Here is a 20,880-nt window from a genome sequence, read left to right as displayed (position 1 = left end):
GGACTTCGTTTAAAAGTGCGTAGGAACGCTCCTGAACAGCGAGCTTAGCAGGCATCGCGGCGAAGCTCAGCCCTCAACTGATGCTTTCGAGCAACAATGGATACAGCGAAGCGACCAACAGCAGCGCCATGCCCCAGTTGAACAGGCGCAACCAGCGACGATCACGCAACAGGTTGCGCAACAGGCTGCCGCATACCACCCACAGACTCACGCTTGGCAGGTTGATCAGGGCAAACACCGCCGCAATCACCAACACGTTGAAGAAATAACCCTGAAGTGGCGTGTACGTGCTGATGGCACCGATGGCCATGATCCAGGCCTTGGGATTGACCCATTGGAACGCCGCCGCGCCCCAGTAGCTGATCGGCGTATTGTCTGCCGGCTGGCTTTCCGAAACCGGACCGGAGTGGGCGATTTTCCACGCCAGGTACAACAGATACGCCGCGCCGATGTAGCGCAGCGCGGTATACAGCAGTGGATAAGTCTGGAACACCGCGCCCAGGCCAAGGCCCACCGCCAGCACCAGGGAAAAGAAGCCGCAGGTGATACCCAGCATGTGAGGAATGGTGCGGTTGAAACCGAAATTGACACCCGAGGCCAACAACATGGTGTTGTTAGGGCCAGGCGTGATCGAGGTCACCAGGGCAAACAGGGCGAAGCCCAGCAGCAGGTCAAGCGAAAGGGTCATTTCAAGTCAGTCCATCAGGGCGGTCAGTCAAGTCACGACCCTACCCCACGCCTTGGCGCAAACCCACGGACAGTTGGGCAAAACTTTAAGCAGTACAGTCCCTCAACTTGACCGGCCTGGCTGTTGCACGACCCGCTCGGCACTCATCTGGCCCTGATCGTCGAAACCCACGTTTTTCTGCGACGAACCGAGTAACTCGGCTTTTTTCGCGTGGTACTCATCGAACGAGAGGCCGCGGCGATTCAAGGCCTCAAGCGCCAGTTCGCGGGTCTCGTCGGCGGTGTAGGGGCGCAGCTCCGGGGAAGAACTGGCGCAACCGCCCAGGAGGGTGGCGGTCAACAGCAGCAAAACAGCAAGGGTACGGTTCATGGCAAGTGTCCGGTGTTCTGGAGTTGGGCGATGAACAAAGGCTACCCGCCAGCCCTGCGCGGCAGAAATCAACCCTCTCGATAGTGGCTATTGCCTTTGCGGATCAGCCGCTGCACTCAGTCGACCAACTGGCAATGCAACGCGTTGTCCAGACTGCGCTCGATGTTGTGCAGCACTTGGAACGAGCCAAACGTCACGGCTTTGGCTCGATGAGCCTGGATCAGCCACCAGAAATCCCGCTCGCCCGTTTCGAAGCTTTGAAGCGCCGCCTCGCCTGCCTCGCGGGTTTGCCACTGCAAATAGTTGAGCACCCGCCGACCATCCTCGCTGGCCTGGATACTGGCACTCAGGAACCCCGGGTGGTCCCGAGCCAGGCGCTCGGTTTGTTCCGACAAGGCGGTTACCAGCGCCTGCTGCCATTGCGGTTCGATATCGAATTCCATCAACTGGGTGAAACTGCGGTTGTTCCTTGGTGATTGCATGAAAGGTCCCCTCTGCACGTAAGGCGGATCTTGCGACCCGAACGCGTGCAGGGTAAAACCTAAAGTTAACTTTAGGTCAAGCAGCGAATCGAAGCGATGACGCAGATCGATATCCACAAGGAACTCACCGTCGGCCAGGTGGCCGCCCGCAGCGGCGTGGCGGTCACGGCCCTGCACTTCTATGAATCCAAGGGGCTGATCAAAAGCACGCGCAACCAGGGCAACCAACGTCGCTACTCACGGGCAGTATTGCGCCGCGTGGCGCTGATCAAGGTTGCCCAGCGCCTGGGTATTCCTTTGGCGGAGATCGGCGAGGCGTTGAACAACCTGCCGGACAACCGTGCGCCAACGGCCGCCGACTGGCAGACCTTGTCGGCGCAGTGGAGCCGGGACCTGGACGAGCGCATCAACCAATTGGTGGCGCTGCGTGATCGACTCAACGGCTGCATCGGCTGCGGATGCCTGTCGATGGAGGCTTGCCCGCTGCGCAATCAGGGCGACGTGCTGGGCAAACACGGGCCAGGGGCTCACCTGCTGGAGCAGCCGTGAAGCGTTCGTCGGGACATGAGCCCGTCCACGGCGGCTGACCTATAGTGGATGGGCGCAAAACGACGAAGACTCTCTTCGCCTCCCATAACAACAAGGAGAACCGTCATGGGTGTCAAAGCCATTCCCGAAGGTTTCCATAACATCACGCCCTACCTGGGCATTCAAAAAGCTGCCGAAGCCATCGACTTCTACAAAAAAGCCTTCAATGCCACCGAGGTCATGCGCTTGGCCATGCCCGACGGAGGCATCGGGCATGCCGAACTGCGGATCAACGGGTTTCCTATCATGCTCGGCACGCCTTGCGACCAAGGCCCACTGAGCAACCCGGACAAATCGCCATCGGTCGGCCTGCATTTATATGTCGAAGACGTGGACAGCGCATTTGCCCAGGCCATTGCGGCTGGTGGCACAGTGATTTCAGAGGTCAAGGACCAGTTTTACGGCGATCGTACCGGCACCTTGAAAGATCCCTATGGGCATCTGTGGTTCCTGGCGACGCACAAGGAAGATCTGAGCCAGGAACAGATCGAGCAACGGGCCAGGGAGATGTTCCAACAACAAGGCTGACGTGTTCTAAGGCCAACCGACTGTGGCGAGGAAGCCTGCTCCTTCGCCACACGTCGTGAACATTTGAACGCGAAACATTTTCTTTCATCTTCTCCTTCAGGATTTCACTCGCTCGTTCGTCTTAATTAGATGCAGCAGGCCGCGTCGGCAAAAGCCACGGCCGGCCTTTCAGGGTTCAGGGGTATTGCGAAGCCCGTAATACCGAGCCTTTCATCGAATCAAGACGTTCAATCATGTCGAAGAAGTCCCGCTCCAAACTCTGGTTCCTGGTTCATAGCTGGCTGGCCCTGCCCATCTGGTTTTTCGTGCTCATCGTTTGCGTGACCGGCACCCTCGCGGTGGTCAGCCAGGAGATCGTCTGGTTGGTCAACCCCGACATGCGCGCCAGCAAGCCCTCGGACGATGCCCCGCTGCTCAGCTATGACCAGGTGATCGCTGCGATCAAGCACGCCCAGCCGCAGACCCAGGTGCAAAGCATCGCGCGTCCGGACGAGTCACATTTTGCGCTTGAGGCCAAGGTAACCTATCCCGACGGGCGCCCCGACACGGTCTACGTCAATCCGTACAGCGGCGTCATCCAGGGCTCGGCACCGGCGTTCAATTTCAGGGGCTTCACCCGCGCGCTGCACGGATGGTGGTTGGTGCCGTTCACCAACGGCTACAGCTGGGGCTGGTACCTGGTGTCGCTCCTGGGGCTACCGTTGCTGGCGTCCCTGGTGACCGGGCTGGTGGTCTACAAGCGCTTCTGGAAAGGCTTTTTCCGTCCAACCTTGCGTATCCGCCACGGTGCCCGCATTTTCTGGGGCGACTTCCACCGGCTCAGCGGTATCTGGTCGATCTGGTTCATCGCGGTCATCTCCGTCACCGGCACCTGGTTCCTGATCGAAGCCTTGCTGTCCGACAACCAGATTTCCATCTCCAGCGCCCCAGTCATCCCGGTCGTCGCCCGGGAAAGCGTGCCGCTGTCCGTCGATGGCGTTGCGCCGCCGCAACTGAACCTGGACCGGGCCATCGAGATCGCCCGGCAGCGCATCCCGGGCTTGGAAGCGAGCTTTGTCAGCCTGCCCGGCAACGCCTACAGCCATCTGGAAGTCGGCGGCCGTGGTTGGTACCCGCTGATGTACCAGACCGCCACCATCAATCCCTACAACGGTGACGTGGCGGCCTCGCGGTTGCTGTCGGACCGCACGACGCTGGAGTTCGTCACCGAGTCCATGCGCCCACTGCACACCGGGGATTTTGGCGGCCTCTGGATCAAACTCATCTGGTTCTTCTTCGGCTTGATCCTGAGCATGATGGTCCTCAGCGGGTTGCTGATCTGGACCAAACGCACCGCCCTGGCCACTGCCAATGCGTTCAAGCGCAGCCAAAAACCTGCACGTGAAGCCCGGGCTGCCCGGGCATTGCAGCCGTCCATGCAGCGTGAATCGCCGGAGGGCAACCTGTGAACCCGTCCAACACAGCCTCGCCACCGTCACGCCTGAGCCTGTTCTGGCACAAATGGCGCTTTCACCTCAACGTGCTGTTGCTGCTGATTCCCCTGGGCTTCATGCCCAAGTATTTCTCGGAGGCGTCGTTGTTTCGCGGCGATGCCGGGCTCGGCGAGCGGGAAGTCGGTGAAGTCCAGGTCGGTCCCTGGAGCCTGCGCCTGGCCGAATTTCGCAACGAAGCCCCCCGCGTCCAAGGGCCTGCCGGGCCGATGAAACACTTCAACGCCGCCCTGTGCCAAAGCTGCATCGGTCAGGTCAAGGCCACCTACCTGCGTATCGGCAAGCCCCGCAGCCTGCGGGCCGCCGGGGTGATTTTCTTTGGCTCGCCCTATCGCATGGGCGCCTTGTTGCCGGTTCCACCAAAGACCCAGCCCGATGCCGAACTGTGGATAACCCTCGAAGGTTGGGACGGTTCGATGCATCAGGCCTCCATTCCCCTGAGCCAGGCCTCCCCGGCCACCGTTGCCTGGCTGAAGAACCAAGGAGCCAAACCATGACCCTCCGCGCTTTATCCAAGGGCCTGGCGCTGCTGTTCTGCGCAGGTGCAAGCACCAGTGCCCTGGCCCACAACCCGATGTGCGAATGCAAGGCCATCGACGCCGAGCAGATCCAATGCACCGGAGGTTTTTCCGACGGCAGCGGTGCACCCGGAGTGACCCTGGACGTGATCGGTTATGACGAAACCATCCTCGTCCCGGGCAAGCTCGGCGCCGACTCGAAGCTGACCTTCAAGAAACCGAACGCCGAATTCTACGTGCTCTTCGACGCCGGCCCCGGCCACGTGGTGGAAATCGACCAAGCCGACATCGAGGCCCCATGAGCAACGCCACGACTCAAGTCATCCGCCCCGCGGGTGCGGGCCATGAAACCCTGTATGTGTTGCTGCTCTGCCTGGTCATCGTGGTGGTCGCCGGGTCTGTGGTGGCCTGGCATGGCAAAGCCGAGGACACGCCTCACCTGGCCTCGAACCAGCTCGACGCCCGCCGCGACCTCAGCGCCGCCGAGCAAGGCATCTACGCCGACCTGCGGGTGACCCTGGATGAAATTCGCTTGCTGCGCGAAGACCAACCCACCCTGCCCAGTCCGCCAACCCTGGCCGAAGAAGGCTTCGCGCCATTCGCCCAGGACGCCAGTTCCGTCAGCCGGGGCGGCCACGCCTGGCAACAACTGCAGAACCGGGCTTACTTCGGCGCCAGTGCCAATCCGTCGGTGGCCGGCTCGTTTCTGATGCGTATCGGCGAAGCGTCCGACGCCGCCCCGGACATCTGGCTCAACCGCGGAACCGGCCTAGCGACGCCCACCGCGCTGGACGATGCGACGCTGTCCGCCACCGGCTGGCAACAGATCGTCGCGCAATTCGATGCCGGCGTAACCCGCCAGCACCGGCACTGACCCCACGCCTTCATTCGAGAGAAGACCGTTTGCCCATGCCTATTGCATCCCAACGCCGCCCCTTGCTGCGCCTGCTGCTGATCGGCCTGCTGGCCTGCCTGTTCACCTCGCCGGTGAGCGCCGAAACAGCCAAGCGTCTGCGCATCGGCATCACCCTGCACCCTTATTACAGCTATGTGAGCAACATCGTCGGCGACAAGGCCGAGGTCGTGCCGCTGATCCCGGCCGGTTTCAACCCCCATGCCTATGAACCACGGGCCGAGGACATCAAGCGCATCAGCGGCCTCGACGTGATCGTGCTCAACGGCGTGGGTCACGATGACTTCGCCGACCGCATGATCGCCGCCAGCGAAACCCCGAACGTGAAAGTAATCGAGGCCAATGAAAACGTGCCCCTGCTGGCTGCCACCGGCACGGCGGCTCGTGGCGCGGGGAAGGTCGTGAATCCACATACTTTCCTGTCCATCAGCGCCTCCATCGCTCAGGTCAATAACATCGCCCGAGAGCTGGGCAAGCTCGACCCGGACAACGCCAAGGCCTACACCCAGAACGCCCGCGCCTACGGCAAGCGCCTGCGGCAGATGCGCGCCGCGGCCCTGGCGAAGCTGACCCAGGCCCCCAACGCCGAGTTGCGGGTCGCCACGGTGCATGCCGCCTACGACTACCTGTTGCGCGAATTCGGCCTGGAAGTGACCGCTGTGGTCGAGCCGGCCCATGGCATCGAACCAAGCCCCAGCCAATTGAAGAAAACCATCGACCAACTGCGCGAGCTGGACGTGAAGGTGATCTTCTCGGAGATGGATTTCCCGTCCACCTACGTCGACACCATCCAGCGTGAATCGGGCGTGAAGCTGTACCCGCTCTCACATATTTCCTACGGCGACTACAGCCCCGAGAAGTACGAAAAGGAAATGGCCGGCAACCTCGACACCGTGGTCCGGGCCATCCAGGAGTCTGGCGCATGACCGTCCAGGAAACCCTCACTCTGCGACACGTCGGCCCCTTGATCGAGTTCGCCGATGTCAGCCTGAACCTGGGCCGCACCACCATTCTCGACCGCGTGGCGTTTCAGGTGGAACCCGGTAGCATCCATGCCTTGGTGGGCCCCAATGGCGGCGGCAAGAGTTCGCTGATCAAGACCTTGCTCGGGCAGATGCCACACCAGGGACGCTTGAGCCTGCAATGGCCAGGCGAACCCGGGGTGATCGGCTACGTGCCCCAGGCGCTGGAGTTCGACCGGGGCCTGCCCATGACGGTGGACGACTTCATGGCGGCGATGTGTCAGCGGCGACCGGCTTTTCTCGGCTTGAGCAAGCACTACGCTGGGGCCATTGGCCAGGCCCTGGAGCGGGTCGGCATGCAGGACAAGCGCAAGCGGCGCATGGGCGCGCTGTCCGGTGGTGAGCGCCAGCGAGTGTTGCTGGCCCAGGGGCTGATTCCCTCGCCGCAACTGCTGGTACTGGATGAACCGATGTCGGCCCTGGATGAGGCCGGTATCCAGGTATTCGAGCAATTGCTGCAGGACTGGCGCCAAGCCGGAATCACCGTGCTTTGGATCGAACATGACCTGGAAGCCGTCGGGCGCCTGGCCGACCGTGTCACCGGCCTGAATCGTCGCGTGCTATTCGACGGTCCGCCCCGCCAGATCCTGACGCCAGAACGCCTGCTGACGCTGTTTTCCACCCATCCGCGCACGAACGGGAGCGCTGCCTGATGAGTTATGAAGCCTTTCGTCTGATGGTTCAGGGCTGGGCCTCGTCCGGTTACCTGCCCGAGGCGCTGGCCTACGGGTTCGTGGTCAATGCGTTGCTGGCCGGGTTGTTGATCGGCCCGGTGCTGGGCGGTCTCGGCACGCTGGTGGTGGTCAAGCGCTTCGCGTTTTTCTCCGAGGCGGTGGGCCATGCGGCGCTGACCGGCGTGGCCATCGGCATCCTGCTCGGCGAACCCTACACCGGCCCTTACGGCAGCCTGTTCGGCTACTGCCTGTTGTTCGGCATCCTGCTCAATTACCTGCGCAACCGCACCGGCCTGGCGCCGGACACGCTGATCGGCGTATTCCTGTCAGTGTCCCTGGCCTTGGGCGCCAGCCTGCTGTTGATCCTGGCGGGCAAGATCAATGTACACATCCTGGAAAACGTACTGTTCGGCTCGGTGCTGACGGTCAATGGCAATGACCTGCTGGTGCTGGCGGTGGTCGGCTCGCTGGTGATGGCCCTGGCCTTGCCGCTGTACAACCGCATCATGCTCGCCAGCTTCAACCCGCAACTGGCGGCAGTGCGCGGGGTGGCAGTCAAGACACTGGACTACCTGTTCGTGATCTTGGTGACGCTGATCACCGTGGCGGCAGTGAAAGTCATCGGCGCCATTCTGGTGGGCGCGTTGCTGGTGATCCCGGCTGCGGCGGCTCGCCTGCTCAGCCAATCATTGAAAGGCTTTTTCTGGTGTTCAGTGCTGATAGCCACCGCCAGCACCTTGTGCGGGATCCTCGCGCCGATTGTGTTCGACCTGCCGATCCCATCCGGTGCCGCGATCATCCTGGTGGCCGGCATCGCCTTCGCCCTGAGCGCCATCGCCCGCGGTGTCGTCCCCAGCCTCAAAGGGAATCTTGGATAAATGGTTTTTTCATTGCGACAACTGAGCCTGGCCGTCGCGTTATGCGGCGTGGCCATCACCTCGTCATTCGCCGGCGAAAAGGTTCGTCTGCTGGCATCGCTGCCAGTCACCTATGGATTGGGGGAAGCCTTGCTCAAGGGCACCGAGGTCAGCCTGGAGCGGGCCGCGCCCGCCAATCTGCCCGGCACCCGGCAGAGCGCCTACTTCAGCGGCCGTGGCGCGCCGGCCTTGAGCAAACTGGCCAGCGCTGCTGACGGGGTCATCGGCCTGCGCTCGCTGTGGCCGGACGATCCGCTGTACCCCATGGCCCGACGCAGCAATATTCGCATCGTCGAAGTCGATGCCGCGCGCCCGGTGGACGGTGCCCTGCCCGGTATCGCCGTGCAACCGGGCATGGCCGACGGCCTGGCGAGCCAGCCGTGGATGGCCAGTCATAACCTGGGGCGCATGGCCGACGTGATCGCCGCCGATCTGGTGCGCCTGGCCCCGGCGGACAAACCGAAGATCGACGCCAACCTGGCGGCCCTGAAGCAGCGCCTGCTCAAACTCAGCGCCGATAGCGAAAAACGCCTCGCCAGCGCAGACAACCTGAGCGTGGTCAGCTTGAGCGAGCATTTCGGCTACCTGATCAGCGGGCTCAACCTGGACGCCATCAGCACCGATACCCGGCCCGACGCCGACTGGACAGCCGAAGCCCTCAAGCAATTGACCGCGACCTTGAAAGACAACGACGTGGCGCTGGTGCTGCACCATCGCCAGCCTTCGGAGGCGCTGAAAGCCGCCATCACCGAGGGTGGCAGCCAGTTGTTGGTGCTCAGCACCGATGGGACCGATCCGGTGACGGAGCTGGAAAGCAATGTGGGGCTGGTCGTTACCGCGCTGACGGAAGGCTGACGGCCATCCCCTGTGGGAGCGAGCCTGCTCGCGATGAGGCCAGCACATCCAACATCGATGTTGGCTGACACTCCGCCATCGCGAGCAAGCTCGCTCCCACAGCTTTTTCGACTCAGTTCAAGACATCCCCCGGCACCCGCACAAACCCTTCCATCAACACCCGCGCGCTGCGGCTCATGATGGCTTTTTTTACGGTCCATTCGCCGTTGACCAGGCTGGCCTCGGCGCCGACGCGAAGAGTGCCGGACGGGTGGCCAAAACGCACCGCGTTGCGCTCGACGCCGCCGGCCGCGAGGTTGACCACGGTACCGGAAATAGCAGCGGCCGTGCCAATGGCAACCGCCGCCGTGCCCATCATGGCGTGGTGCAGCTTGCCCATGGACAGTGCCCGCACCAATAGATCAACGTCCCCGGCCGCGACGGCTTTTCCGCTGGAGGAAACGTAGTCCGCCGGCGGCGCGACGAACGCCACTTTCGGTGTGTGCTGGCGCTGGGCGGCTTCGTCCAGGTGCTTGATCAAGCCCATGCGCAGAGCGCCATGAGCGCGAATGGTTTCGAACATGGCCAATGCCTTGGGATCGCCGTTGATGGCGCCCTGCAACTCGGTGCCGATGTAGCCGACGTCGCGGGCATTGATGAAAATCGTCGGGATCCCCGCGTTGATCAGCGTCGCCTTGAAGGTGCCAACACCGGGCACTTCCAAGTCGTCCACCAGATTGCCGGTGGGAAACATCGAGCCACCACCGCCCTCTTCCTCGGCCGCCGGGTCCATGAATTCCAGTTGCACTTCGGCCGCCGGAAAGGTCACGCCGTCGAGTTCGAAGTCCCCGGTTTCCTGCACCGCGCCGTCCGTGATCGGCACATGGGCGATGATGGTCTTGCCGATGTTGGCCTGCCAGATGCGCACCACGGCCACGCCGTTCTGTGGGATGCGACCAGCGTCCACCAAACCACTGCTGATAGCGAATGAACCGACCGCTGCCGACAGGTTGCCGCAATTGCCGCTCCAGTCCACGAACGGCTTGTCGATGGACACCTGGCCGAACAGGTAATCGACGTCGTGGTCGGCTCGGGTGCTCTTGGACAGGATCACAGTCTTGCTGGTACTGGACGTCGCGCCGCCCATGCCGTCGATCTGCTTCTCGTACGGGTCGGGGCTGCCGATTACCCGCAGCAACAGGGCATCCCGGGCGGTGCCTGGGACACGGGCCGCTTCGGGCAGGTCTTGCAGGTTGAAGAACACGCCTTTGCTGGTGCCGCCACGCATATAGGTAGCGGGAATTCTGATTTGCGGTGCGTGAGCCATGATGCTCCTCAAGCGGACACTCCGGGTGTCCGCGGCTGTGATTTAGACGGCAACCGCCGATTCAAGGAAGTCTTGGGCAAAGCGTTGCAGCACGCCCCCGGCTTCATAGATCGACACTTCTTCAGCGGTATCGAGGCGGCAGGTCACCGGCACTTCGACGCGCTCGCCGTTCTTGCGCGTGATGACCAACGTCAGCGTCGCACGCGGGGTGCGCTCGCCGATCACGTCATAGACTTCGCTGCCATCGATGCCCAGGGTCTTGCGATCGGTACCGGGCTTGAACTCCAGCGGCAACACGCCCATGCCCACCAGGTTGGTGCGGTGGATGCGCTCGAAACCCTCGGCGGCGATCGCCTCGACACCGGCCAGGCGCACGCCCTTGGCCGCCCAGTCCCGGGACGAACCCTGCCCGTAGTCGGCGCCGGCAATGATGATCAGCGGCTGCTTGCGCTCCATGTAGGTCTCGATGGCTTCCCACATGCGCATCACCTTGCCTTCCGGCTCGACCCGGGCCAGGGAGCCCTGCGTGACCTTGCCGTTTTCCTGGACCATTTCGTTGAACAGTTTCGGGTTGGCGAAGGTGGCGCGTTGCGCGGTCAGGTGGTCGCCGCGGTGGGTCGCGTAGGAGTTGAAGTCCTCTTCCGGCAGGCCCATTTTCGCCAGGTATTCACCGGCGGCGCTGTCCAGCATGATGGCGTTGGACGGCGACAGGTGATCGGTGGTGATGTTGTCCGGCAGCACCGCCAGCGGGCGCATGCCCTTGAGCGGTCGCGCACCGGCCAGTGCGCCTTCCCAATATGGCGGACGACGGATGTAGGTGCTTTGTGGGCGCCAATCGTACAGCGGCGTCACTTTCGGCCCGGTGTCTTCCTGGATGGCGAACATCGGGATGTACACCTGGCGGAACTGCTCCGGTTTCACCGAGGCCTTGACCACCGCGTCGACTTCTTCGTCGCTCGGCCAGATGTCCTTGAGGCGGATTTCCCGTCCGTCCACCACGCCCAATACATCCTTCTCGATGTCGAAGCGGATGGTCCCGGCGATGGCATAAGCGACCACAAGCGGTGGCGAGGCGAGGAATGCCTGCTTGGCGTACGGATGGATACGTCCGTCGAAGTTGCGGTTGCCCGACAACACGGCGGTGGCGTACAGGTCGCGGTCGATGATTTCCTGTTGGATCACCGGGTCCAGCGCGCCGGACATGCCGTTGCAGGTGGTGCAGGCGAACGCCACCACGCCGAAGCCCAGCTTCTCGAGTTCGGACGTCAGGCCGGCCTCATCCAGGTACAGCGCCACGGTTTTCGAGCCCGGCGCCAGGGACGACTTGACCCACGGTTTGCGGGCCAGGCCCAGGCGGTTGGCGTTGCGTGCCAGCAGGCCGGCGGCGATCACGTTGCGCGGGTTGCTGGTGTTGGTGCAACTGGTGATGGCGGCGATGATCACCGCGCCGTCGGGCATTTGCCCCGGCACATCGTCCCACTGCCCGGAAATGCCTTTGGCGGCCAGGTCCGACACCGCGACGCGGGCGTGGGGGTTGCTCGGGCCGGCCATGTTGCGCACCACCGACGACAGGTCGAAGGTCAGGCCACGCTCGTATTGCGCGCCCTTGAGCTTGTCGGCCCACAGGCCTGCCTGCTTGGCGTAGGTCTCGACCAGTCGCACCTGGTCGTCTTCACGGCCAGTGAGCTTCAGGTAATCGATGGTTTGTTGGTCGATGTAGAACATCGCCGCCGTCGCACCGTATTCCGGGGCCATGTTGGAAATGGTCGCGCGGTCCCCCAAGGTCAGGGCACTGGCGCCTTCGCCGAAAAACTCCAGCCAGGCACCGACGACTTTTTGCTTGCGCAGGAATTCGGTCAGCGCCAGCACCATGTCGGTGGCGGTGATGCCCGGTTGCAGCTTGCCAGTCAGCTCGACGCCGATGATTTCCGGCAGGCGCATCCACGAGGCGCGCCCCAGCATGACGCTTTCGGCTTCCAGGCCACCGACGCCGATGGCGATCACGCCCAGGGCATCGACGTGAGGGGTGTGGCTGTCGGTGCCGACGCAGGTATCGGGGAATGCCACGCCATCACGTTGCTGGATCACCGGGGACATTTTTTCCAGGTTGATCTGGTGCATGATCCCGTTGCCCGGCGGAATCACGTCGACGTTCTTGAAGGCCTTCTTGGTCCAGTTGATGAAGTGGAAGCGGTCTTCGTTGCGCCGGTCTTCGATGGCGCGGTTCTTGGCGAAGGCTTGCGGGTCGGAACCACCGCTTTCCACCGCCAGGGAGTGGTCGACGATCAGTTGGGTCGGTACCACCGGGTTGACTTGCGCCGGGTCACCGCCCTGCAAGGCGATGGCGTCGCGCAGGCCAGCCAGGTCCACCAGCGCGGTCTGGCCGAGGATGTCGTGGCACACCACGCGGGCCGGGAACCACGGGAAGTCCAGGTCGCGCTTGCGCTCGATCAGTTGCAGCAGCGACTCGCGCAGCGTGGCCGGGTCGCAGCGACGCACCAGGTTCTCCGCCAGCACGCGGGAGGTATACGGCAGGCCGTCGTAGGCGCCGGGGCGGATGGCATCCACCGCCTCGCGAACGTCGAAATAATCCAGCGAAGTGCCGGGCAGCGGTTTGCGAAATTCTGTGTTCATCGTCAGGACTCGGTCACGGTGGTTTCAGAAAGGCGCTTGCCACGACCATGATCGTTCCCACGCTCTGCGTGGAAACGATCATGGTAATAGCGCGGACCCTCCAGCTCAGCGTTGTTCGATTGGCACGAACTTGCGCTGTTCGACGCCGGTGTATTCGGCGCTCGGTCGGATGATGCGGTTGTTGGCGCGTTGTTCGAACACGTGGGCGGCCCAGCCGGTCAGGCGCGAGCAGACGAAGATCGGCGTGAACAGTTTGGTCGGGATGCCCATGAAGTGGTACGCCGAGGCATGGTAGAAATCGGCGTTGGGGAACAGCTTCTTCTGCTCCCACATGGTCTTGTCGATGGCTTCGGACACCGGGAACAGCACCGTGTCGCCCACTTCATCGGCGAGTTTTTTCGACCAGCCCTTGATGACCTCGTTGCGCGGGTCGTTGTCCTTATAGATCGCATGGCCGAAGCCCATGATCTTGTCCTTGCGCGCGAGCATGCCGAGGGTGCCTTCGATGGCCTCCTGCGGTGAGCTGAAGCGCTCGATCATTTCCATCGCCGCTTCGTTGGCACCGCCATGCAACGGGCCGCGCAACGAGCCGATGGCCGCGGTGATGCAGGAAAACAGGTCCGACAGCGTGGAGGCGCAAACCCGGGCGGTGAAGGTCGAGGCGTTGAATTCGTGCTCGGCGTAGAGGATCAGCGACACGTTCATCACCTTGACGTGCAGCTCGCTCGGCTTCTTGCCGTGCAGCAAGTGCAGGAAATGGCCGCCGATGGACACTTCGTCGGTCACGCATTCGATGCGCTGGCCTTCGTGGCTGAAGCGATACCAGTAGCACATGATCGCCGGGAACGCGGCCAGCAGGCGATCGGTCTTGTCATGCTGCTCGGAAAAATCCTGCTCGGGTTCCAGGTTGCCCAGGAACGAGCAGCCGGTGCGCATGACGTCCATCGGGTGGGCGTCGGCGGGAATGCGCTCCAACACCTCTTTCAGGGCTTGGGGCAAATCCCGCAACTGGCGCAGTTTACCGGTGTAGGCGTCCAGCTGTGCCTGGGTCGGCAGCTCGCCGTACAGCAGCAGGTAGGCCACTTCTTCAAATTGCGCATCTGCCGCCAGGTCGCGAACGTCGTAGCCGCGATAGGTCAGGCCGGCACCCGATTGGCCCACGGTGGACAATGCGGTTTGCCCGGCCACCTGGCCACGGAGCCCGGCGCCACTGAGTACTTTTGCTTCGGCCATTTGCTGTCTCCATTTTCTTGAATTTGTAGGGGAGTCGCGCCTTACTTCTTCGCCGCGAACAACGCATCGAGCTTCTGCTCGAAGGTGTGGTAGTCGATGCGATCGTAAAGCTCCATGCGCGTTTGCATGGTGTCGATGACATTCTGTTGTGTGCCGTCGCGGCGGATCGCGGTGTAGACGTTCTCCGCCGCCTTGTTCATGGCCCGGAAAGCCGACAATGGGTACAGCACCAAAGACACGTCGGCACCGGCCAGTTGCTCGGTGGTATACAGCGGTGTCGCGCCGAATTCGGTGATGTTGGCCAGGATCGGCGCCTTCACGCGGCTGGCGAACAGCTTGTACATCTCAAGCTCGGTGATGGCTTCGGGGAAAATCATGTCGGCACCGGCCTCGATGCACGCGGCGGCGCGGTCCAGGGCCGACTCCAAGCCTTCCACCGCCAAGGCATCGGTACGGGCCATGATCACGAAACTGTCATCGGTACGGGCATCGACGGCGGCCTTGATGCGGTCGACCATCTCTTGCTGGGAGACGATTTCCTTGTTCGGACGATGGCCACAACGCTTGGCGCCGACCTGGTCTTCGATATGAATCGCCGCGGCGCCGAACTTGATCATCGACTTGACCGTGCGCGCCACGTTGAATGCCGAGGAACCGAAGCCGGTGTCCACGTCCACCAGCAGCGGCAGGTCGCACACGTCGGTGATACGCCGTACGTCGGTCAGCACGTCATCCAAGCCAGTGATGCCTAAGTCCGGCACGCCGAGGGAGCCGGCCGCCACGCCGCCGCCGGACAGGTAGATCGCCTTGAAACCGGCGCGTTTGGCCAGCAGCGCGTGGTTGGCGTTGATGGTGCCCACCACTTGCAGCGGATGCTCATTGGCGACCGCATCGCGAAAACGCTGGCCTGGAGTGCTGTTGCTCATGACTCACCTCGTTCAGTGGCGCTGTCCTGGAAATGACGCGCGATGTTGCGTTTGGAAGCGCCGATGTGCCGGCGCATCAGTAATTCAGCCAGTTCGCCGTCGCGGTCGGCGATGGCGTCCAGAATCCGATGGTGCTCGGCAAAGGCCTGGCGCGGACGGTTGGGCGTGGTGGAAAACTGGATGCGGTACATGCGCACCAGTTGGTACAGCTCGCCGCAAAGCATTTGCGTCAGGGTGCGGTTGCCGCTGCCCTGGATGATCCGGTAATGGAAGTCGAAATCGCCTTCCTGCTGGTAATAACCGACCCCGGCCTGGAACGCCGCATCGCGCTCGTGGGTTTCCAGCACCCGGCGCAGTTCGTCGATTTCTTCCAGGGTCATGCGTTCGGCCGCCAGGCGGCAGGCCATACCTTCGAGGGATTCACGGATTTCGTAGAGTTCCAGCAGCTCGGCATGGCTCAGCGACACCACCCGGGCACCGACGTGAGGCACCCGCACCAGCAGGCGCTGGCCTTCCAGGCGATGAATCGCCTCGCGCAGCGGCCCGCGGCTGATGCCGTAGGTGCGCGCCAGCTCGGGCTCGGAGATCTTGCTGCCGGGGGCGATCTCGCCTTTGACGATGGCGGCCTGGATACGTCGGAAGACGTTCTCGGAAAGCGTCTCCGAATCGTCTTGGGCCACCACCGGGGTTTCGAGCTGATCGAGCATATTGTCGACACCTTGCAAATCAATATGGCAAAAACTAACCAATAGCAGCGTTAACGTCAAAGAAAAAATCAATATTGTCGACAATCGTCTAATAAGCTCACCCGCCATAACCGCTCGTTTGAATGCGTCGTAGCGTCCGGCCAGCGGTGGCGTCAGAAAACCACCGTGCTAGAATGCCGCGCGATTTGCCGCTCTGCTTTTATAGGGAAGGCTGCCCAGGGAGCTTGTGCAGTAATGCCAGGGCCTGAACCGATAAACGGAACGCTGCGCACCAGGATCTATGACACTCAAGCCCTTCACCGCTGCTCTTTATTTCATGTGCCTGCCGGGGCTTGCCGTGGCGGGTGAAAAAACCGTGTACGGCCTCAACGAATACGCCGCCCTGCAGGGCATCGACCTGGAAGTCGCCGCCAAGCTCGACACCGGCGCCAAGACCGCCTCTCTCAGCGCCCGGGACATCAAGCGCTTCAAACGCAATGGCGAATCCTGGGTGCGGTTTTACCTGGCCATCGACGCGGCCCACTCGCACCCCATCGAACGTCCGCTGGCCCGGGTCAGCAAGATCAAGCGCCGCGCCGGTGACTACGACCCGGACGAAGGCAAGAAATACACGGCCCGGCCGGTCATCGAACTGGACATCTGCATGGGCTCGGCCCTGCGCAGCATCGAAGTGAACCTGACCGACCGCAGCGCCTTCCAATACCCGTTGCTGATCGGTTCCGAGGCGCTCAAGCGCTTCGATGCGCTGGTCGACCCCAGTCTTAAATACGCTGCCGGCAAACCCGCCTGCGCCAATGCCGCTCAAACCGCAGAGTAATTCCAATGCGCTCCCTTACCCTCCATCTGAAAATGCTGATCGCCATCCTGGTGGTGCTGGGCCTGTCGGTGACGGCCTATCAGATTTTCGTGCTCGGCATCCCGGTCACCGAAGACGCCACCGACGACTTGTGGAACATCGACGCCAAGGTCGAATTCGTGCCCAACGCCAAGGATCCGGTGAAGATCCAGATGTTCGTGCCGCCCCTGAGCCGCGACTACGTCAGCCTCAACGAAAGCTTCATCTCCAACAATTACGGGGTGGCGGTGAACCGGGTCGACGGTAACCGCAAGGTGACGTGGTCGGCCCGTCGGGCCAAGGGCAACCAGACCCTGTATTACCGCCTGGTGCTGACCAAGCGCTACAGTGCCGAGAAAACCAAGGTCAAGGGCCCGACCTTCCGCGACAGCATCGCCGTCGAAGGCCCGGAGAAACTGGCCGCCGAAGCCCTGCTCGCGCCGATCCGCCAGCATTCGGCCGACGTCGAGACGTTCATCAGCGAAGCGATCAAACGGGTCAACAACCTCAACGACGACAACGTCAAGCTGTTGCTGGCCGGCGACCCGTCCTCGGCCAACAAGGCGCGCATCGTCGAACTGGTGCTGTCCATCGCCCACGTGCCGGTGGAAAAGGTCCACACCATCCGCCTGGTGGCCGAGCAGCCGCAGACACCTGAACTGTGGCTGCGCAGCTTCAACGGCACCGACTGGCTGTATTTCAACCCGGACACCGGCGAACAGGGCCTGCCCACCGACCGCCTGCTGTGGTGGACCGGCGATGAAAACCTGATCACCGTCGATGGCGGCAAGAAAGCCACCGTCACCTTCAGCATGAACAACAGCGAAATGAACGCCATTCGCCTGGCCAAGCTGACGGACGAGAACACCGACGCCAACTTCCTCGAATACTCGCTCTACGGCCTGCCGCTGCAGACCCAGCAAACCTTCATGATCATGGTGATGATCCCGATCGGCGTTCTGGTGATCCTGATCCTGCGCAACCTGATCGGCCTGCAGACCCTAGGGACCTTCACCCCGGTGCTGATCGCCCTGGCCTTCCGTGAAACCCAGTTGGGCTTCGGCATCATCCTGTTCACGGTGATCACCACGCTGGGCCTGTCGCTGCGTTCGTACCTGGAGCACCTCAAGCTGCAGATGCTGCCAAGGCTCTCGGTGGTGCTGACGTTCGTGGTGGTGCTGATCGCCGCCATCAGCCTGTTCAGCCACAAGCTGGGCCTGGAGCGCGGCCTGTCGGTGGCGCTGTTCCCGATGGTGATCCTGACCATGACCATCGAGCGCCTGTCCATCACCTGGGAAGAGCGCGGCGCCGGCCACGCGATGAAAGTCGCCATCGGCACCTTGTTCGCCGCGTCCCTGGCGCACCTGATCATGAGCGTGCCGGAACTGGTGTACTTCGTGTTCACCTTCCCAGCGATCCTGCTGATCCTGGTGGGCTTCATGCTGGCCATGGGTCGTTATCGCGGCTACCGCCTGACCGAGCTGGTGCGGTTCAAGGCCTTCCTCAAGGCAGACTCCTGATGTTCGGCTTCTGGAAGACCTGGAAGGCCCTGGAAGCCCGGGGCATCATGGGCATCAACCGGCGTAACGCCGATTACGTGCTCAAGTACAACAAGCGCAGCCTGTACCCCATCGTCGATGACAAGATCATCACCAAGGAACGGGCCATTGCCGCTGGCATTCATGTGCCGGAGCTGTACGGGGTGATCTCCACCGAAAAGGAAATCGACAAGCTCGACGAGATCATCGGCGGGCGCACCGACTTCGTGATCAAGCCGGCCCAGGGCGCTGGCGGCGACGGCATCATCGTCATCGCCGACCGCTTCGAAGGCCGTTACCGCACGGTGTCCGGCAAGATCATCAGCCATGAGGAAATCGAGCACCATGTCTCCAGCATCCTCACCGGCCTGTATTCCTTGGGCGGGCACCGTGACCGGGCGTTGATCGAGTACCGCGTGACGCCGGACCAAATCTTCAAGAGCATCAGCTACGAAGGCGTGCCGGACATCCGCATCATCGTGCTGATGGGCTATCCGGTGATGGCCATGCTCCGGCTGCCAACCCGGCAGTCCGGCGGCAAGGCCAACCTGCACCAGGGCGCCATCGGTGTGGGCGTCGACCTCGCCACGGGCCTGACCCTGCGCGGCACCTGGCTGAACAACATCATCACCAAACACCCCGACACCACCAACGCGGTGGACGGCGTGCAACTGCCCTACTGGGACGGTTTCATGAAACTGGCCGCCGGTTGCTATGAACTGTGCGGGCTGGGCTACATCGGCGTCGACATGGTGCTGGACCAGGAAAAAGGCCCGTTGATCCTGGAACTGAACGCCCGGCCAGGCCTGAACATCCAGATCGCCAACGACTGCGGCCTGACCTTGCGCACCCACGCAGTGGAAGCCCACCTGGAAGAACTCAAGGCCCGCGGCGTTACCGAAACCGTGGAAGAGCGCGTAGCGTTTGCCCAGGCGTTGTTTGGGCATATTCCGCCGGTTGAAGGCTGAGGGCTGAAACTGAGGTTTGAAGTTTGCCCCTGTGGCGAGGGAGCTTGCTCCCGCTGGGGTGCGAAGCGCCCCCAAACCCGGCACCACGGTGCATCAGGCTGACCGCGTTCAACTGCCTGGGGGTTGCTGCGCAACCCAGCGGGAGCAAGCTCCCTCGCCACAAGGTATTCACACCCGAATATTTTCGACAGCCACTGACGTGCTCATCTCCGACATCCCCCTAGGAGCAAATCCTACAGGGGATTACAATCGCTCCCCCGCCTGAACGGCTGATCCGCCCCGCCCATGCCAACCTGCTCCGTATACCCGCTGCCCTACCACGCCAACCCCGCCGAGTACTTCGCGGCGATCCGTCATGCCCCCGGTAGCGTGCTGCTCGACAGTGGCCGGCCGAGTGCGGAACGCGGGCGTTACGACTTGCTCAGTGCCTGGCCGCTGGAACAACTGGCCGTGTTGCCCGACGAGAGCGGTAGCGATTTCCTGCAACGCCTGCGCATTCAGCTGACGCAGCTAGGTGACGCGGAACTACCGACCACAGTGCAATTGCCCTTTGCTGGCGGCGTGATCGGCTACTTGAGCTATGACTTTGGCCGACACCTCGAAACCTTGCCCTCCCACGCCAAGGACGACCTGCAACTGCCCGACGCGCGTTTTGGCGTGTACGACTGGGCGCTGGTCAGCGATCACCAGGCCGGCACCAGCCAATTGGTCTTCCACCCTCATTGTGGCGAAGACGAACGCCAGCGCCTGATCGCGCTGTTCAGCCAACCGACTGCGGCATCGGTTGGCGTCTTCAGCCTCGAAGGACCGATGACCCCCGACCTCAGCGCCGAAGCCTATCGACAGGCGTTCGAACGCATCCAGGCGTATATCCAGGCCGGCGACTGCTATCAGGTCAACTTTGCCCAACGCTTTCGCGCGCCCTGCCAGGGCGACGCTTGGACCGCTTACCAAGCGCTGCGGGCGGCGTGCCCAACACCATTTTCCGGCTTCCAGAGCCTGCCCGATGGCGGCGCCGTGCTGAGCCTGTCCCCCGAACGCTTCGTCAAGGTCAGCGAAGGCCAGGTGGAAACCCGGCCGATCAAGGGCACCCGGCCCCGCGGCACAACCCCCAGCGAAGACGCGGCCCACGCCGCCGAGCTGCTGGCCAGCCCCAAGGACCGGGCGGAAAACCTGATGATTGTCGACCTGCTGCGCAACGACCTGGGCCGCACCTGCCGCATCGGCTCGGTGCGGGTGCCGCAGCTGTTCAGCCTGGAAAGCTACCCGAATGTGCATCACCTGGTCAGCAGCGTGACCGGCGAACTGGCTGTGGATAAGGACGCCTTGGACTTGATCGCCGGCAGCTTCCCCGGCGGCTCGATCACCGGCGCGCCAAAAATCCGTGCCATGCAAATCATCGACGAACTCGAACCGACCCGACGCGGCCTGTATTGCGGCTCGTTGCTGTACTTGGACGTGCGCGGGGAAATGGACAGCTCCATCGCCATCCGCAGTTTGCTGGTCAAGGATGGACAGGTGTGCTGCTGGGGCGGCGGCGGGATTGTCGCGGACTCGGACTGGGAGGCCGAGTATCAGGAGTCGATTACCAAGGTGAAAGTGCTGCTGGAAACCTTGCAGAATCTCTGAACAACTCCTAGGCCTCACTGATCGTTCCCCCGCTCCGCGTGGGAATGCCGCCCCTTGGAC

The 20,880-nt window shown here is 62.6% G+C and carries 22 protein-coding genes; 14 read left to right on the top strand and 8 right to left on the bottom strand.

Features of this window, described 5'->3' with window-relative positions; translation table 11 throughout:
- Nucleotides 1-73 precede the first annotated feature (73 nt).
- From BM300_RS09865 to BM300_RS09855, 3 genes are all read right to left on the bottom strand, one after another.
- Nucleotides 74-688: a LysE family translocator gene (locus BM300_RS09865; protein WP_072348762.1), complete on the bottom strand. Its 615-nt coding sequence runs from the start codon at nt 686-688 to the stop codon at nt 74-76.
- Nucleotides 689-790: 102 nt separating this feature from the next.
- On the bottom strand, nt 791-1,057 hold the full coding sequence (locus BM300_RS09860; protein ID WP_092147440.1) for a hypothetical protein: 267 nt from the start codon (nt 1,055-1,057) through the stop codon (nt 791-793).
- Nucleotides 1,058-1,173: 116 nt separating this feature from the next.
- Nucleotides 1,174-1,539 (bottom strand): antibiotic biosynthesis monooxygenase, encoded by a 366-nt coding sequence (locus tag BM300_RS09855; RefSeq protein WP_092348460.1) that lies wholly within the window; start codon nt 1,537-1,539, stop codon nt 1,174-1,176.
- Nucleotides 1,540-1,635: 96 nt separating this feature from the next.
- Here BM300_RS09855 and soxR point away from each other — a divergent pair, with 96 nt between their 5' ends.
- The 10 genes from soxR to BM300_RS09805 all read left to right on the top strand — a co-directional run bounded on the left by soxR (nt 1,636) and on the right by BM300_RS09805 (nt 9,044).
- Nucleotides 1,636-2,088, top strand: coding sequence for a redox-sensitive transcriptional activator SoxR (soxR, locus tag BM300_RS09850; RefSeq protein WP_072348756.1), 453 nt, complete (start codon nt 1,636-1,638; stop codon nt 2,086-2,088).
- A gap of 105 nt (nt 2,089-2,193) precedes the next feature.
- The gene (locus BM300_RS09845) at nt 2,194-2,655 is read left to right on the top strand and encodes a VOC family protein (protein WP_092348463.1); all 462 of its coding nucleotides are present in this window, start codon (nt 2,194-2,196) and stop codon (nt 2,653-2,655) included.
- 233 nt (nt 2,656-2,888) lie between these two features.
- Nucleotides 2,889-4,103 carry a PepSY-associated TM helix domain-containing protein gene (locus BM300_RS09840; protein ID WP_092225166.1) on the top strand — a complete coding sequence of 405 codons (1,215 nt, stop codon included), beginning with the start codon at nt 2,889-2,891 and terminating at the stop codon, nt 4,101-4,103.
- On the top strand, nt 4,100-4,642 hold the full coding sequence (locus BM300_RS09835; RefSeq protein ID WP_092225164.1) for a thiamine pyrophosphate-binding protein: 543 nt from the start codon (nt 4,100-4,102) through the stop codon (nt 4,640-4,642). Before BM300_RS09840 ends, BM300_RS09835 begins: the two co-directional genes overlap by 4 nt.
- On the top strand, nt 4,639-4,965 hold the full coding sequence (locus tag BM300_RS09830; RefSeq protein ID WP_063325011.1) for a hypothetical protein: 327 nt from the start codon (nt 4,639-4,641) through the stop codon (nt 4,963-4,965). The genes BM300_RS09835 and BM300_RS09830 overlap by 4 nt, the downstream gene beginning before the upstream one ends.
- Entirely contained in the window at nt 4,962-5,537 is a 576-nt protein-coding gene (locus BM300_RS09825) for a DUF6162 family protein (protein ID WP_092348472.1), read from the top strand. Before BM300_RS09830 ends, BM300_RS09825 begins: the two co-directional genes overlap by 4 nt.
- Before the next feature lie 35 nt (nt 5,538-5,572).
- Nucleotides 5,573-6,502 carry a metal ABC transporter substrate-binding protein gene (locus tag BM300_RS09820; protein ID WP_072348746.1) on the top strand — a complete coding sequence of 310 codons (930 nt, stop codon included), beginning with the start codon at nt 5,573-5,575 and terminating at the stop codon, nt 6,500-6,502.
- Complete coding sequence (locus BM300_RS09815) at nt 6,499-7,251, top strand: metal ABC transporter ATP-binding protein (RefSeq protein WP_072348744.1); 753 nt, start codon at nt 6,499-6,501, stop codon at nt 7,249-7,251. The genes BM300_RS09820 and BM300_RS09815 overlap by 4 nt, the downstream gene beginning before the upstream one ends.
- Nucleotides 7,251-8,150: a metal ABC transporter permease gene (locus BM300_RS09810; protein WP_003204050.1), complete on the top strand. Its 900-nt coding sequence runs from the start codon at nt 7,251-7,253 to the stop codon at nt 8,148-8,150. Before BM300_RS09815 ends, BM300_RS09810 begins: the two co-directional genes overlap by 1 nt.
- Complete coding sequence (locus BM300_RS09805) at nt 8,151-9,044, top strand: metal ABC transporter solute-binding protein, Zn/Mn family (protein ID WP_092225158.1); 894 nt, start codon at nt 8,151-8,153, stop codon at nt 9,042-9,044.
- A gap of 112 nt (nt 9,045-9,156) precedes the next feature.
- Here the strand turns inward: BM300_RS09805 and prpF are convergent, their stop codons facing one another.
- The 5 genes from prpF to BM300_RS09780 form a co-directional block, all read right to left on the bottom strand.
- Nucleotides 9,157-10,350 carry a 2-methylaconitate cis-trans isomerase PrpF gene (gene prpF, locus BM300_RS09800; RefSeq protein ID WP_092462695.1) on the bottom strand — a complete coding sequence of 398 codons (1,194 nt, stop codon included), beginning with the start codon at nt 10,348-10,350 and terminating at the stop codon, nt 9,157-9,159.
- Nucleotides 10,351-10,392: 42 nt separating this feature from the next.
- Entirely contained in the window at nt 10,393-12,984 is a 2,592-nt protein-coding gene (acnD, locus tag BM300_RS09795) for a Fe/S-dependent 2-methylisocitrate dehydratase AcnD (RefSeq protein WP_092462693.1), read from the bottom strand.
- Between the two features lie 105 nt (nt 12,985-13,089).
- A complete protein-coding gene (prpC, locus tag BM300_RS09790) occupies nt 13,090-14,217 on the bottom strand; it encodes a bifunctional 2-methylcitrate synthase/citrate synthase (RefSeq protein WP_092225152.1) in 1,128 nt (375 codons plus the stop codon).
- Nucleotides 14,218-14,258: 41 nt separating this feature from the next.
- On the bottom strand, nt 14,259-15,143 hold the full coding sequence (gene prpB, locus BM300_RS09785) for a methylisocitrate lyase (protein WP_047228278.1): 885 nt from the start codon (nt 15,141-15,143) through the stop codon (nt 14,259-14,261).
- On the bottom strand, nt 15,140-15,850 hold the full coding sequence (locus BM300_RS09780; protein WP_063325003.1) for a GntR family transcriptional regulator: 711 nt from the start codon (nt 15,848-15,850) through the stop codon (nt 15,140-15,142). Before BM300_RS09780 ends, prpB begins: the two co-directional genes overlap by 4 nt.
- A gap of 280 nt (nt 15,851-16,130) precedes the next feature.
- Here BM300_RS09780 and BM300_RS09775 point away from each other — a divergent pair, with 280 nt between their 5' ends.
- From BM300_RS09775 to pabB, 4 genes are all read left to right on the top strand, one after another.
- Nucleotides 16,131-16,667, top strand: coding sequence for a retropepsin-like aspartic peptidase RloA (locus BM300_RS09775; protein WP_072348736.1), 537 nt, complete (start codon nt 16,131-16,133; stop codon nt 16,665-16,667).
- Nucleotides 16,668-16,672: 5 nt separating this feature from the next.
- On the top strand, nt 16,673-18,205 hold the full coding sequence (locus BM300_RS09770) for an osmotic stress tolerance membrane protein RloB (protein WP_003204068.1): 1,533 nt from the start codon (nt 16,673-16,675) through the stop codon (nt 18,203-18,205).
- Nucleotides 18,205-19,191, top strand: coding sequence for an alpha-L-glutamate ligase-like protein (locus tag BM300_RS09765; protein ID WP_013693958.1), 987 nt, complete (start codon nt 18,205-18,207; stop codon nt 19,189-19,191). The genes BM300_RS09770 and BM300_RS09765 overlap by 1 nt, the downstream gene beginning before the upstream one ends.
- Before the next feature lie 285 nt (nt 19,192-19,476).
- On the top strand, nt 19,477-20,820 hold the full coding sequence (gene pabB, locus BM300_RS09755) for an aminodeoxychorismate synthase component I (protein WP_092462691.1): 1,344 nt from the start codon (nt 19,477-19,479) through the stop codon (nt 20,818-20,820).
- The last annotated feature ends 60 nt before the right edge of the window (nt 20,821-20,880 follow it).

This window comes from Pseudomonas sp. NFACC46-3, from assembly GCF_900114515.1.
In the GTDB taxonomy this organism is placed as follows: domain Bacteria; phylum Pseudomonadota; class Gammaproteobacteria; order Pseudomonadales; family Pseudomonadaceae; genus Aquipseudomonas; species Aquipseudomonas fluorescens_Q.
The sequence above is the reverse complement of the archived record's forward strand: the minus strand, read 5'-3'. Positions and strand labels throughout refer to the sequence as shown.

What these genes read in the sequence shown, in the direction of transcription:
- prpC (WP_092225152.1), bottom strand. Translation starts at nt 14,217, where the DNA reads ATGGCCGAAGCAAAAGTACTCAGTGGCGCCGGGCTCCGTGGCCAGGTG.
- BM300_RS09855 (WP_092348460.1), bottom strand. Translation starts at nt 1,539, where the DNA reads ATGCAATCACCAAGGAACAACCGCAGTTTCACCCAGTTGATGGAATTC.
- prpF (WP_092462695.1), bottom strand. Translation starts at nt 10,350, where the DNA reads ATGGCTCACGCACCGCAAATCAGAATTCCCGCTACCTATATGCGTGGC.
- BM300_RS09830 (WP_063325011.1), top strand. Translation starts at nt 4,639, where the DNA reads ATGACCCTCCGCGCTTTATCCAAGGGCCTGGCGCTGCTGTTCTGCGCA.
- BM300_RS09805 (WP_092225158.1), top strand. Translation starts at nt 8,151, where the DNA reads ATGGTTTTTTCATTGCGACAACTGAGCCTGGCCGTCGCGTTATGCGGC.
- BM300_RS09770 (WP_003204068.1), top strand. Translation starts at nt 16,673, where the DNA reads ATGCGCTCCCTTACCCTCCATCTGAAAATGCTGATCGCCATCCTGGTG.
- BM300_RS09810 (WP_003204050.1), top strand. Translation starts at nt 7,251, where the DNA reads ATGAGTTATGAAGCCTTTCGTCTGATGGTTCAGGGCTGGGCCTCGTCC.
- BM300_RS09865 (WP_072348762.1), bottom strand. Translation starts at nt 688, where the DNA reads ATGACCCTTTCGCTTGACCTGCTGCTGGGCTTCGCCCTGTTTGCCCTG.
- pabB (WP_092462691.1), top strand. Translation starts at nt 19,477, where the DNA reads ATGCCAACCTGCTCCGTATACCCGCTGCCCTACCACGCCAACCCCGCC.
- BM300_RS09840 (WP_092225166.1), top strand. Translation starts at nt 2,889, where the DNA reads ATGTCGAAGAAGTCCCGCTCCAAACTCTGGTTCCTGGTTCATAGCTGG.
- BM300_RS09775 (WP_072348736.1), top strand. Translation starts at nt 16,131, where the DNA reads ATGACACTCAAGCCCTTCACCGCTGCTCTTTATTTCATGTGCCTGCCG.
- BM300_RS09845 (WP_092348463.1), top strand. Translation starts at nt 2,194, where the DNA reads ATGGGTGTCAAAGCCATTCCCGAAGGTTTCCATAACATCACGCCCTAC.
- BM300_RS09780 (WP_063325003.1), bottom strand. Translation starts at nt 15,850, where the DNA reads ATGCTCGATCAGCTCGAAACCCCGGTGGTGGCCCAAGACGATTCGGAG.
- acnD (WP_092462693.1), bottom strand. Translation starts at nt 12,984, where the DNA reads ATGAACACAGAATTTCGCAAACCGCTGCCCGGCACTTCGCTGGATTAT.
- soxR (WP_072348756.1), top strand. Translation starts at nt 1,636, where the DNA reads ATGACGCAGATCGATATCCACAAGGAACTCACCGTCGGCCAGGTGGCC.
- BM300_RS09860 (WP_092147440.1), bottom strand. Translation starts at nt 1,057, where the DNA reads ATGAACCGTACCCTTGCTGTTTTGCTGCTGTTGACCGCCACCCTCCTG.
- prpB (WP_047228278.1), bottom strand. Translation starts at nt 15,143, where the DNA reads ATGAGCAACAGCACTCCAGGCCAGCGTTTTCGCGATGCGGTCGCCAAT.
- BM300_RS09820 (WP_072348746.1), top strand. Translation starts at nt 5,573, where the DNA reads ATGCCTATTGCATCCCAACGCCGCCCCTTGCTGCGCCTGCTGCTGATC.
- BM300_RS09815 (WP_072348744.1), top strand. Translation starts at nt 6,499, where the DNA reads ATGACCGTCCAGGAAACCCTCACTCTGCGACACGTCGGCCCCTTGATC.
- BM300_RS09765 (WP_013693958.1), top strand. Translation starts at nt 18,205, where the DNA reads ATGTTCGGCTTCTGGAAGACCTGGAAGGCCCTGGAAGCCCGGGGCATC.
- BM300_RS09825 (WP_092348472.1), top strand. Translation starts at nt 4,962, where the DNA reads ATGAGCAACGCCACGACTCAAGTCATCCGCCCCGCGGGTGCGGGCCAT.